Origin of the sequence: Paenibacillus sp. UMB4589-SE434, assembly GCF_030226685.1 — a bacterium.
GTDB lineage: Bacteria > Bacillota > Bacilli > Paenibacillales > Paenibacillaceae > Paenibacillus_B.
Genome location: NZ_JASOYK010000007.1, coordinates 220418 through 232262, shown reverse-complemented (window position 1 = coordinate 232262; position 11845 = coordinate 220418). Strand labels below are relative to the sequence as shown.

Annotated in this window: 13 protein-coding genes and 1 pseudogene; 9 read left to right on the top strand and 5 right to left on the bottom strand. The window is 41.3% G+C overall.

The window, feature by feature from the left end; translation table 11 throughout:
- Positions 1-22: 22 nt before the first annotated feature.
- Entirely contained in the window at positions 23-721 is a 699-nt protein-coding gene (locus QP775_RS21045; RefSeq protein ID WP_285108835.1) for a transglutaminase-like domain-containing protein, read from the top strand.
- Positions 722-1056: 335 nt separating this feature from the next.
- On the top strand, positions 1057-1236 hold the full coding sequence (locus QP775_RS21040; protein ID WP_285108834.1) for a hypothetical protein: 180 nt from the start codon (positions 1057-1059) through the stop codon (positions 1234-1236).
- Positions 1237-1461: 225 nt separating this feature from the next.
- Here the strand turns inward: QP775_RS21040 and QP775_RS21035 are convergent, their stop codons facing one another.
- Positions 1462-2325 (bottom strand): alpha/beta fold hydrolase, encoded by an 864-nt coding sequence (locus tag QP775_RS21035; RefSeq protein ID WP_285108833.1) that lies wholly within the window; start codon positions 2323-2325, stop codon positions 1462-1464.
- Between the two features lie 18 nt (positions 2326-2343).
- Positions 2344-3261: a PadR family transcriptional regulator gene (locus QP775_RS21030; RefSeq protein WP_285108832.1), complete on the bottom strand. Its 918-nt coding sequence runs from the start codon at positions 3259-3261 to the stop codon at positions 2344-2346.
- 307 nt (positions 3262-3568) lie between these two features.
- Here QP775_RS21030 and QP775_RS21025 point away from each other — a divergent pair, with 307 nt between their 5' ends.
- Both QP775_RS21025 and QP775_RS21020 read left to right on the top strand, forming a co-directional pair.
- The gene (locus tag QP775_RS21025) at positions 3569-3952 is read left to right on the top strand and encodes a hypothetical protein (RefSeq protein WP_285108831.1); all 384 of its coding nucleotides are present in this window, start codon (positions 3569-3571) and stop codon (positions 3950-3952) included.
- A gap of 139 nt (positions 3953-4091) precedes the next feature.
- A pseudogene (locus QP775_RS21020) lies at positions 4092-4421 on the top strand (serine hydrolase domain-containing protein); the annotation flags it as partial.
- Between the two features lie 84 nt (positions 4422-4505).
- Here QP775_RS21020 and QP775_RS21015 read toward each other — a convergent pair.
- Complete coding sequence (locus QP775_RS21015) at positions 4506-4997, bottom strand: GyrI-like domain-containing protein (RefSeq protein ID WP_285108830.1); 492 nt, start codon at positions 4995-4997, stop codon at positions 4506-4508.
- A 96-nt stretch (positions 4998-5093) separates the two neighbouring features.
- Between QP775_RS21015 and QP775_RS21010 the strand changes: the two genes are divergently transcribed.
- The 4 genes from QP775_RS21010 to QP775_RS20995 all read left to right on the top strand — a co-directional run bounded on the left by QP775_RS21010 (position 5094) and on the right by QP775_RS20995 (position 9055).
- Complete coding sequence (locus tag QP775_RS21010; protein ID WP_285108829.1) at positions 5094-6017, top strand: helix-turn-helix transcriptional regulator; 924 nt, start codon at positions 5094-5096, stop codon at positions 6015-6017.
- A gap of 314 nt (positions 6018-6331) precedes the next feature.
- Positions 6332-6772, top strand: coding sequence for an OsmC family protein (locus QP775_RS21005; RefSeq protein WP_285108828.1), 441 nt, complete (start codon positions 6332-6334; stop codon positions 6770-6772).
- A 54-nt stretch (positions 6773-6826) separates the two neighbouring features.
- Positions 6827-8512 carry a dihydrolipoyl dehydrogenase gene (lpdA, locus tag QP775_RS21000; RefSeq protein ID WP_285108827.1) on the top strand — a complete coding sequence of 562 codons (1686 nt, stop codon included), beginning with the start codon at positions 6827-6829 and terminating at the stop codon, positions 8510-8512.
- A gap of 201 nt (positions 8513-8713) precedes the next feature.
- On the top strand, positions 8714-9055 hold the full coding sequence (locus QP775_RS20995; RefSeq protein ID WP_285108826.1) for a MarR family winged helix-turn-helix transcriptional regulator: 342 nt from the start codon (positions 8714-8716) through the stop codon (positions 9053-9055).
- Between the two features lie 254 nt (positions 9056-9309).
- Here QP775_RS20995 and QP775_RS20990 read toward each other — a convergent pair whose 3' ends face one another.
- On the bottom strand, positions 9310-9957 hold the full coding sequence (locus QP775_RS20990) for a formylglycine-generating enzyme family protein (RefSeq protein ID WP_483312039.1): 648 nt from the start codon (positions 9955-9957) through the stop codon (positions 9310-9312).
- A 158-nt stretch (positions 9958-10115) separates the two neighbouring features.
- On the bottom strand, positions 10116-10772 hold the full coding sequence (locus QP775_RS20985; RefSeq protein WP_239331490.1) for a TetR/AcrR family transcriptional regulator: 657 nt from the start codon (positions 10770-10772) through the stop codon (positions 10116-10118).
- A gap of 271 nt (positions 10773-11043) precedes the next feature.
- On the opposite strand from QP775_RS20985, the gene QP775_RS20980 reads away from it, so the two are divergent.
- Positions 11044-11745 (top strand): DUF7832 domain-containing protein, encoded by a 702-nt coding sequence (locus QP775_RS20980; protein ID WP_285108824.1) that lies wholly within the window; start codon positions 11044-11046, stop codon positions 11743-11745.
- Positions 11746-11845 lie beyond the last annotated feature (100 nt).

Here is an 11845-nt window from a genome sequence, read left to right as displayed (position 1 = left end):
ATTGGTGCAGGAGGTGTTTCCAATGAGAGCATACTTGAAGGAAACGGAATTGCTGAACTATTCTCATCCCCTGATCAGGCAGGTCATTCACAGTCGCCAGTGGGATCGTATGCCCAGGAAGGAACAAATTCTTGGCATTTATAACTACGTCCGTGACGAAATCCTGTTCGGCTATAATAGGGCGGATGATATTCCGGCGTCAGAAGTATTGCAGAATGGCTACGGTCAGTGCAATACAAAGGGTGTGCTGTTTATGGCGTTGCTGAGGGCTGTGGGAGTGCCTTGCCGCATGCATGGATTTGCCATTGATAAAAAGCTGCAAAAGGGAGCGATGAAAGGGTGGTATTACCAACTGTCGCCCCGGGAGATCGTTCACAGCTGGGTTGAAGTGTTATATGAAGGCAAGTGGTTGAATATCGAAGGGTTTATACTGGATATTCCCTACTTGACCAAGCTTCAGCAAAAATTCGGACATTGTACGGGTTCATTTTGCGGTTACGGTGTTGCTACAGATCATTTTCAAAACCCGGAAATTTATTGGAATGAAAACGATACCTACGTGCAAAAAGAAGGAATCGTTCGGGATTTTGGGATTTACGACAGTCCCGATGCCTTCTTCTCCGTTCATCAACAAGGGCTCAGCCCACTCAAGAAAACAATCTATAGCTGGGTCGTTCGACATCTGATGAATCGAAATGTCAGCCGTATAAGGCAGGGGTAATTGAACGGCTTTGAGAAGGACATAGTGATCTGGATAAATACCTCGCTCCTCTTGTCATTGCATGGGACACACCTGACCAACGTGTATTTAGATTGAGCATTAGATGTATTGCGTGAATAGTAAAGAGGGGCTGAGAACCCCTCTTTTTGTCTAAATCAGTTTTATAAAGTACCTATACTTCGGAATTCGGCAATATTGAGGGACTGACTGTCGAACTTGGTTTCCATTCAACTGGACTGGAGTAGGCAGTACCTGTGCTGACGGTAAAAGAGGTTTACATCTATACGGCTTCAAGACGAAGCGCCAGGCTATGGACGGGTCTCTGCGCAAGCGGGGTGGCACTGCTGCTAGTTCTGGATACACTATTTGAAAATAATACGATTATGTCTAATAACAATTCGACGGAAATGGGCACGCTGCTGGGGCTGAGCGTAATGTTCGTGCTGATTGCTGTGGCAGTCGGGATCTTCATGCACAGTGGGATGCAGCTTGAACGCTTCAAGAGTCTGGAGTAAGGTTTTCAGCTGCCATATACGCTAAAGTTGGAGCTTCAACGCAAGCAAGTCCTCGCGATTTCTACCATACCCTGAACCGGAAACATGTCTCCTGATTGTGCATTCCATGGCGTTATTGTTAGTGACGAAACAAGAACGGGTTTCCAGACATTGAGCTCATCTCTCGTTGATCAACAGGAGGGCTAATGTTGGGAAAACCTTAATTTTATGGTTTGTGGCAGCATATCAACTTCTCTGAAGATTCAAGAATTTTAGTATCCTATCAGCTTGGTTGACAATGAGGTGGCCTGTATCCGGCAGCAGCTCGATCTCAGCTTGTTGTGCAAATGGTTTAAGTCGATTCATACTCTTGCTAGCCGGTAATAATTGATCAGAATCGCCAAAAAGCATTAAAATCGGCATCGTTAATTGATGAAGGGATTGATCACTAAATAGTGGCATTTTTGCAGTTCGTGGTCTGAAATACTTGAACACAAGTGATGCAAATGGAGGATCTTCTCCCAATCCAGATAACGATGATGAAGAAATATGACCAGCACCCACTAATTTAAGTGTTTGTAGCTGTCCCCATTTGCCAAGAAGTGAGAAAAAGATTGCTTTCCAAAGAAAACTGGCTTTTTCACGTGCAAGCCCTCCGGGACAAAGCAAAACTAAATGATCAACCTTTTCCGGATAAGTGGTAGCGAAGCTCAATGCCATCCAGCTGCCTAATGACATCGCTACAATTGAGCAGGAGCTTAATTTAAGTGCATGTATGGTTTCGTTCAACCATAGAGCATATGCACCACTTTTGTAGCCTGGTCGGCTTGCTGCGGATAATCCGGCTTCTCCAATAATGTCGATAGCGTAAACATGGTGAGTTTTAGAAAGAGAAGCTACATCACCGTACCAAGTGAACGAGTTCGATACGCTTCCATGGAGGAGGATCAGAGGGGGACTGCCCTTTGATCCTGACTCAATGACAAAAGTCGGTCCGAATCTTGTCTCAACTTCGTATTGGTGGTTTTCCACGGGCCAGCTCGCAAGTATTTTTCGGTACTGTTCTAAAACTTCTCGTTTGCCTACTTCTGATTTATATATATTTCCCACCGCATCTCGCCCTTCTTTCTATTTCAGGAGCCATGTTTCAGCTTCTTCTATACTTTCATACAATCTAAAATGATTGCCTTTGTTCGTTTCCATGGCCATTTCTTTAAATCTGCCTTTTTGAATGGTCTCTGGAGGAATAATAACAGCAGCTTTTATACCGTAGTTTATAAATTTTTGAATCATATTACCGGCTACTTTAGTTTTAAGCTTGAAGAAGTCCGCTGATATGGTTGCATAGTGTACCATAAGCGCATTTGCCTCATGTTCCCAGCATATAGCTATTAGATCAAGTGCATCATTCTCTGTACTTAAAGGTTCAGTTGTTGAAATCAGTTCAATATATTTTTTATTCTCTTTTTCTCTAACGTGATACTTCATGTTGTCTTTTTCCTCCATCACTTTATTTTCAAACAACTTCAGACGGGTTTCACGAACCCAATTAAGTTCATTATGATAGGTTGAAATCATGTTCTCTGAAATCATTTCCCATATTAAGTTTTCCCTAGCGCTTCTATTAGGTGAATGAAGAGCACGTCTGTGTTTCTCCTTCTGCATAATCAATTGCAGTTTGATTTCATTTTCGTATGTGGAGAGTGCCTTACTTAATTCTTGATCACTTAACATATCTGACCATGCAAGCTGTACCAAAAATGTTTTTTTTATTTCTGGAGCTTCTGGTGATGAGACAAGCCACTTTTTTAGTTCATTACGTCCTTCTTCTGTTATGGTATATATTTTTTTTGAAGGAGAGTTATCTTGGTGAACCACTTCGTTCGTAACAAAATCATCATTTTCCAGATTCATTAGAGCTTTGTAAATTTGATTATTATTACCGGACCAATGCATGAAGGAGGAATCCTCAAAAATCTTTTTTAGTTCATATCCTGTTGAGGACTTCCAACTCAGTATGCCTAATATTGCTGATTGGATTGACATGAATACACCTCGTTATAAATAACATAGGTTAACAGTAACCTATGTTATTCAGAGTGTCAATTATTAACTTTGATGAACATGGTGGCAGCTGACATGTTCCCTTGAACGTTGGATATCTGCACAGCGTCAGTAGTTCAACTTATTCGATGTGTACACATGGTAAAAAAGTATCCTGCACTCAGTACCCACCAAATGTGGAGTCGGTGACTTTGTTGGTGTGGAAGGGCAATTAAATCGAGGATGTTATACTTAAGGAGGATGGATCTTTTCAAAAATATTTATAGACAAAAGAGGAGGCATCTGAAAATTGAAGTTCTATCGTTATGTGTTAAGTATCCCACCCTTGGATTGGGAATGCTGCTTTCTTAGTATTGAAGAGTATAAGCGGAGTTTTACGAATAAGTATAATCAAAATATAGCGTATTACATGCAAGTTATCGGGGATTGTCAACAGCATCTCGTTGATATCGACAACCTCGCTGCTGTGACTTATAAAGATCTGTGTGCGAGTGTTCATTCTGCTGAGCTGCGCTGTCCAGCCATGATTTTCCCTATACCGAGTGGCGATCAGCGAGGTTCAGCTTTGTATTGTATCATGTATAAGCTTGAAGACGACGGGGATACGTTTATTTACTCGCCTGTTCCACTTGTTCATCTAGAGCAGGATCAAGCAGGTGAAATAGAGCTTTAATTGTGGTCATTAATACTATTTGTTTGATACGTGACACGTCTCAAATAAAGAAGCCTGCCTTTTGGTAGGCTTTTTAAACATGCCCAAGCATCTTTCTGGTAGGAATTAACTAGACAACTGTCGAGGTAACTTAGACAATCCAATTTCGCAATACTTTCCAGACTTCCCGAATGGAGAGTCTATTACAATAAGTCATCTATTAAGTCATAGCTCGGGAATTCCGGATTATCTAAAGCCGAATTTCAAATTTGACTACAGCAAAGAATGGAATCCAAATGATATTATAAAAACCGTTAGCGATTCTGAATTAGAGTTTACCCCAGGTAAAAGCTTTAGCCATAGTAATACTGGTTATGTGATGTTAGGACTTATTGTTGAAAAAGTAAGCGGACAGTCATATATAAAATACATATTGGTACTGAATTTTTACGTCAAGAGAACGTCCTTAAACGGGACGTTCTCTTTTTAACATAGCTGCTTTTCCCGAATCCGCTTGTCAAGATGTTCGGTGTGATTGGTCCTAGGCCTGAAGAATAAGAAAGGAAGCAGCGTCTCAGTGTTTATTTCGTTTCTTTACGGGTATCCAGACTTCGACCTGGGCATCAGACGGCTTTCCATTCAACAGAATTTCTGCGATAGGAGCACCAGTATAGGCCCATTCACAATCATCATTTAATAGATCGTTAAATGCCTGATCCTCCAGCCTGTCGAAGGCTAAACGCGACAATCCGCCGTTACCTGTAAGGACTAGATAATCGCTTTCCGGAAACAGAACCTCTTCGGTTTGATCCAATACAGGCTGCAAGGTTTTGACTCCCGCATAATAGAAGACCTTCCCTTGTTCAACAGCTATCGCGGCATAACCATACGAACTTTCAGCAAGTGGACGAAGGAGTGCCATGTGCCCGTTTTCAAGGGCTTCTCTGAAAAATGTCGTTTTGTGAGTGGTGAACAGTGGAGAATGTACGCTGCTTGACCCCTCTAAAGCTGTTTTATAACCAACCAAACGGAAGCCTTCTTTTCTTTCAAATCTAAAGTTACTCATATTAATTTCCTCCTGCATCCTTTTTTGTGGGTACATAAAAAACATAGCATGCTAAATATGACAACAGTATGGCATACTTAGAGTTGAGGTGACCTTATGAAAATCGATCGTCTGATCGCCATGATCATGATTCTTTTGGAAAACGAGGTTATAAATGCTGGAACACTTGCCAAAAAGCTTGAGGTCAGCAATAGAACCATTTATAGAGATATCGATACCTTATCGATGGCGGGTCTGCCCATTTTCACCACGAAAGGTGCTGCAGGTGGGGTTGGTTTAATGAAATCATATAAAATCGATAAACACCTATTCACGCTTAGGGATGTTCAAACACTGTCAACGAGTCTAGAAAGCTACAAACAGTTATATGATCATAAAGATATCGTTCATGTTCTGGAAAAGCTAAACTGTATAAGACGTGAAGGCGGGCAAGTTGAAAAGGAAAGCAGATACGCTGTCGATTTATCCTTAAATCAAGGGAATCGAGCTTTGCGTCCTCTGTTAAGCCATGTAGAAACCGCCATAAACAAAGAGCAATATATGGCTTTGGATTATATCGATATGGATGGCAATGTTACCTCTAGAAAAATAGAGCCGTATCAAGTCGTTTTAAAAGAAGGCAGTTGGTATCTGCAAGCTTTCTGCACCCTAAAAGAGGATTACCGAATATTTAAATTGGCTCGAATAAGCAAGCTGTGTGTGTTACCAGAAGCGTTTGCGCCCCGCGACTTTTCTCCTCTTGCAATGGACGGATCAGATTGGATGAGCCAAAAATGGGTCCCCGTCACGATCCTAATTTCCTTATCTATAAAGGATAAAGTGATTGAAAGATACGGCGAGGAGAACATTATTAGTGTTGAAGGGAATAGCTGTCTGGCTACATTTCCAATTATCAATGATGAATCTGGTTATGATGTACTTTTGAGGTTTGGAGATAAATGCGAGATTATAGAGCCTTCCGAGATTCGAGAAGCTTTTCAAAACTATGTTCGAAGAATATTGGCGAAATACGAAAAATAGGAAATCAGACTTTTGTGAGAACTTTATAGTAGGGTGATGTAATGGTAAAAAAGTATACTTGTCCTTGATGTGGATACATAACTTGTGCAGTTTGATGAACCGGACTATGAGGCAGGGGCATATAAAAAGCATGATGATAGCAAGTTCAACCCTTCCCTTTATCAGCGCGATCGATAGTTGATTGAGGTTCTTCGTATTGCAAAAGTCTGTCACGTATAGGCATATAGAAGACCTTAATAAAACTTACTTAGCTAACTATTGAAATTCACATCTGACTATGTTACTATATTCACAAACAAGAAGGAGGTTAGTTTATGTTAACTACATTTCAAGCCATGGCAAAAAAATTACCAGGTGGTCTGCAAGTCGAAGCACAATCGAGAGGGTTTAAAATCCTTATGGATGAGCCTGAGGAGTTGGGTGGAACCAATACTGGGATGAATCCGGTAGAGGCAGTGTTGTGTGCGCTTGGAGCATGTCAGTCCATTGTTGTTGCTGCGTTTGCACAAGTACAAAATTTCACATATGAAGAATTTCACGTCGAACTTGAAGGTGACCTCGATCCAGATGGATTTATGGGACTTGCGGATGTAAGACCAGGATTTCAGGAAATTCGTTTCGTGATGCATTTCAAAACGAATGAAAGCCAAGAGAAAACGGAAGCTTTTGTAGAATTTGTTGAGAGAACATGTCCAGTTGGAGATTGTCTTGCCAACGGTGTGAAATTGGTTAAAGCGGGAGTAGTCACACACTAATACATCCACCTAAGACAGACTAGAAGTGTCTTGCGGGTCCTAAGGAGAATAGCTGTGGAAATTAAAATGTCAATCATTCCAGGTGGTAAAACGGGTAGAGCAGGAACGATAGATGTTAAGGTTGGCGATCAGGTAGTTGTAGGAGATGTCTTGATACAGGTTGAAACGGGAAAAGGAAATCGTGAGATTACAGCGACAGCAGACGGATGCATTAAGAGGATTCTGTGTGAAGAAGGCAGCGAAGTTACCTCAGGCCAAGTTTTGTTTGAATTGGAAATAGCCAAAGCAGATTCGGCAGAATTATCAAGACAAGAATCAGCAGCTGTAGAGCAGCAGTCTTATGAGGAAGTAAGTACAGAACTGCTCATTATAGGCGGAGGCCCAGGAGGGTATGTTGCTGCGATATATGCCGCCAAACATGGCATTCAAGTTACATTGATTGAAAAAGAAGAACTGGGTGGCACTTGCCTGAATGTGGGGTGCATTCCGACTAAGGCTTTCGTTAAATCTTCAGAAGTCTGTCATCATGTCAGAGAATCTGCATTATTTGGTATTAACGCAGGTTCTTCCCTGCAAGTTGATATGGCTCAGGTCATTCGACGTAAGAATGAAGTGAAAGATAATTTAATTTCAGGCATATCCTATTTGATGGATAAAAATAATATTAAGGTGATTCGAGGGCAGGCTTCATTTTTATCGTCTACTACAGTACACGTTACCGGTAAACAGAATTATCATATTACTTCTAAAAATATCATTGTTGCAACAGGCTCCAAAATTTCCAAAGTAAATATTCCAGGCATTGACCATTCATTTGTGATGAACAGTACGGATGCGCTTTCATGCGAAGAATTGCCAAAAAGCATCACCATCATAGGTGGCGGCGTGATTGGCATGGAGTTTGCTTTTATTTATCGGAATTTTGGCGTAGAGGTTCATGTTGTAGAATTTATGGATCGTCTTCTGACCATGCTGGATCGTGATATTTCAGATGAAATACGGCTTGCGGCTGAACAGGCTGGAATCCATATTCATACTCGTTCAAAGGTTTCCCAAATTCAATGTGCAAATGAAGGGCAAGCCGTTGTCACCTACGTAGACAGCAGCGGAGAGCATCTTCTTGTTAGCGAAAAGGTGTTGGTCGCCATAGGACGAGAGCCAAATCTTGAGGGGTTGGAGCTTGAGAAGGCCGGCGTGTTGTTGAATGAGCGTGGAAAAGGGATTATGGTGGATAAACAAATGAGAACAAACGTGAACCATATCTTTGCTATTGGGGATGTTACGAATATTATACAGTTGGCTCATGTTGCTTCTCATCAAGGCATTGTTGCTGTGGACGTGATACTTGGGCAACCTGATGAGATGAACTATATAGCTGTTCCAAATGTAATTTTTACATCTCCCGAGATAGCTAGTGTAGGTATGCTTGAAGACGAGTGTAAGGAACAAGGAATGGACTATCAGGTGAGCAAGGTTTCATTTTCGAGCAATGGCAAGGCATTAACGATGAATGAGCCGAATGGCTTTATCAAATTAATCAAGGACGAACAATCTGGGAAAATCGTTGGTGGTGCGATCATTGGGCCTGATGCCTCTTCTCTCATCAGCAGTCTTACCCTTGCAATAGGCAATGAGCTGTCGGAACATCAAATTACACAGACGATCTTTGCCCATCCAACAACGGGTGAAGTACTTCACGAAGCTGCCTTCGGTTTAGGCATTGGAGCGCTGCACCAATAAAGGGCATGTTAAAAAGTACACCAAGCATCCATTATAAAATTTGGTATAATCATGATAAAAGAAGGAAAATACCTAAAGAGAAACTAATTGGATTGGTTGGTGTACCATTTGTTTAATTTAGATGACTGTCTCGCATTTGTCACAAATCGCAGTGCAAAGATATTCGCGGAAACGTTGGAGAAGGAATTTCGACCTTATCATATGACTCGAAGTCAATGGATTGCGATGTATTATATTTATAAAAACGAGTCCATTACCCAGCGGGAGCTAGCCGATAAATTGTCGATAAAGGAGCCCAGCGTGGTTAGAATGCTTCAGAAAATGGAGCTCGAGGGTCATCTGCGCCGCGAGGGAATTCAATCCGATAAACGGATTAAGCAGTTGGAATTAACAGATAAAGGCGTGAAGATATGTCTGAGTTTGATGCCGATCGCTGAAAAGTTTAAAAATGAGACCATAGCAGGTATTTCCGAACAGGACCTGCGGATATTTAAGAATGTACTGAACAAAATGGTTGAGAATGCATCAGCAGAGAAGTCGTAACTTGATTCATCGTTATATCCTATGAGTATATTAGAATCGGCCTAACTTAGTATGCCTGCCCATGCATATTTCTAAGGCCGATTTTTTTATGGAATCGAACAGGGCGATCTAACTGTTTCCGAAATGGACAACGTATGTGCCGAAGCAGTCATTTATCGCTACAATTGCCGATTGTCTAATCTAAAAGAGCTCAAGCAGAAATATTGCTTGAACTCTTTTTATAGTAACTTGCAATCATCATCTTCGAGTCAACGCTATTTGAAAGACCGGGCAAGGCGAAATCCAAGATCATCGATAGCAAATGTCGGGTGACTGCGACGACGACAAGAAGCTCCACAGCCTCGTTCCTCTTCTGCCCAGCTGCCACCTCGGAAAATGCGGTAGGAACCGTATACTTTCTCGTCATATAAATCCCAACACCACTCCCACACATTTCCGATCATGTCGTACAGCCCCCATGCGTTGGGCTGCTTTTGTCCTACTTTATGGATTTGGCCATTTGTATTTTCATTGTACCAAGCGATCTTATCCATTTCTCCGTACCTATATCCTGTAGTTCCTGCCTTACAGGCATACTGCCACTCTGCTTCTGAAGGAAGGCGATAACCGTCTGCATCCCAATTACAGATGATTTCTTCAATGTTATTCCTTATTGAATAACATTCATTTAATCCGGCTTGTTGAGAAAGCAGATTGCAAAAGGAAACCGCTTCATGCCAGGAAATATTCACAACCGGCATCTGATTTGTATCGATAGAAGTGGGGGATATAGTCGTAATCGCATCATACAGGTCGACTGTTACTGGATACTGGGCAAGCAGGAAGGGCTTGAGTTCGGTTTTCCATGTCCTTTTGGTTCGATCGTCTCTTAACTCTATTTCTCCACCTGGAATCTTAACCATTGGATAATGATAATTATTTTTTAATACTGCTGGCACTCGACATGCCCCCTCAACTTCAGGATGAACTAATGCTCAGTTTTTGATTTGCGGTATCAGTATTTCGCTGCGACTTACAACAGCAATTCCTATACTGTTCACTGTTAGCTTGATAATTTTCATCATAATCCTCCAGTTAACCTTTTGACATAGTCCTCACAGATATATCGATTATCTTCACCGTTCATAGGTTGAATATTAGCTACTTTAAAGAAGCTGAGCCCTACCACCATGGCCAGCAGGCCGTAAGCAGCGCTGCCCGAGTCATCCACCTTCATACTCCCCAGCATCTTTCCATAGTCAAAGATTTTCATGATACCTTGCATGTCTTCCTTGTACCCGGCTGCTACAACTTCTTGTAAACGGGGGTCGAGCACGGCTTTAGAAAAGAAATGAAGGAAAAGCTTTGCCTGAACTTCATGGGGGATATGCATCCGTTCAATACCCTCCAGTTCCGAAACGTTGATTGCCATTTGCGCATCCTCACTATAAGGTGGGAGAATGTTCTGCAGTGTAATCTCAATCATGGTCTGTGGAGTCATTGTATGCTGAATTTGAGAATTAATCTTCAAACCATAATAGGCTAAAAACGACCTGAAAGCTTCAATAATCAAGTTGTCTTTATTCTTAAAGTAATAAGTGACAACACCCTTTGAACAATCCGCATACTCAGCCACTTTATCCAACGTCATGCCATCAATCCCATGACTACTAATACACAGTAGTGTGGCGTTAATTAAATCTGCTCGCCGCTTAGGCTCCATCCCTACTTTAGGCATTTTATTACCTCCTGGGGTCATAAATAGGTAACTGAATTATTTTATACTGACCAGATAGAATAAATAAAACATACAATAAATGGAACTGAGTGTCAAGCGATTATTTATCCATTTTCCTGCTGCTTATGTAAGAGGTAGAGCAGTCGCAATCTCAGTGGTTTGTTTTACTAATGCTGCGGTTGTGGTCTATTTTTCTATGAATTCTTTTTTCTAAATAGGCTGTATAATGGAAACTATGTTCTGTTTATGCAGTTATGAGGAGGAAAGAAAAGTGAAGCGAACGAGAATATTGCTTACAAAGCCGAGCAAAAATTATAAAAATTATATCCATCTCATGATTACAGAGACTTCTACAGATCAAGATATTTTAAATATCGTAAAAGGCCGCTTAACATTACGCAAGAAAACCACTAATGCGGTATATAAACAATATCCACCAGAAGAAGCGGTTCAGCAGCTTGAGCAGCTGTCCTTGGAATACCAAGCGAAAGGATACAGCGAAGAGCCAGAATCGATATTGGATGCAATTAAGGTCCCTGAAATTCAAGTATTAGATAAAGCGAAGTGGCATTACGAAGGGGAGTTTCCGCAGGATTTAACAAGAGATGCCGCATATACCGCAACGGGCATGTTTATCACTTGGATCATAAATAACAATTGGTTTACAGAGGATATCGAGCAGGAATTCCATGCTGAGATTGAGCAAGTCAAGAAGCGGCAGCTTATGGGTGCTGAATTTTATCGAAAATGTCTGGATGGCGTGTTCTCAACGCAAGAACTTTCGGATGAGATTATACCATTCGTGAATGAATATTTGGATATTCAAAACGACATATATACAGCTGAGGATTATGTCCAAACCTTGCAAGGAGATAAGCTTACCTTTTATCATGTCGCAAATACGTGGGAAAATTATGACTTAATTGAACCTGTAATTGAACAACGTTTTCAACAATTCATGGCTAGAATCTAAAGATGTAGGGCAATGAATATAAGGAAGCCGTTAGGACAAAACCTGATAGATTAGAGATGAAAGGGTAGAAATAGCAAAGAGGGGACGTCCCCTCTTTTTG

Excerpts from the sequence above, each read along its gene's own strand:
- QP775_RS21015 (WP_285108830.1), bottom strand. The coding sequence starts at position 4,997 with ATGAGTAACTTTAGATTTGAAAGAAAAGAAGGCTTCCGTTTGGTTGGT.
- QP775_RS21030 (WP_285108832.1), bottom strand. The coding sequence starts at position 3,261 with ATGTCAATCCAATCAGCAATATTAGGCATACTGAGTTGGAAGTCCTCA.
- QP775_RS20990 (WP_483312039.1), bottom strand. The coding sequence starts at position 9,957 with ATGGTTAAGATTCCAGGTGGAGAAATAGAGTTAAGAGACGATCGAACC.
- QP775_RS20985 (WP_239331490.1), bottom strand. The coding sequence starts at position 10,772 with ATGCCTAAAGTAGGGATGGAGCCTAAGCGGCGAGCAGATTTAATTAAC.
- QP775_RS21045 (WP_285108835.1), top strand. The coding sequence starts at position 23 with ATGAGAGCATACTTGAAGGAAACGGAATTGCTGAACTATTCTCATCCC.
- QP775_RS21010 (WP_285108829.1), top strand. The coding sequence starts at position 5,094 with ATGAAAATCGATCGTCTGATCGCCATGATCATGATTCTTTTGGAAAAC.
- QP775_RS21005 (WP_285108828.1), top strand. The coding sequence starts at position 6,332 with ATGTTAACTACATTTCAAGCCATGGCAAAAAAATTACCAGGTGGTCTG.
- QP775_RS20995 (WP_285108826.1), top strand. The coding sequence starts at position 8,714 with ATGACTCGAAGTCAATGGATTGCGATGTATTATATTTATAAAAACGAG.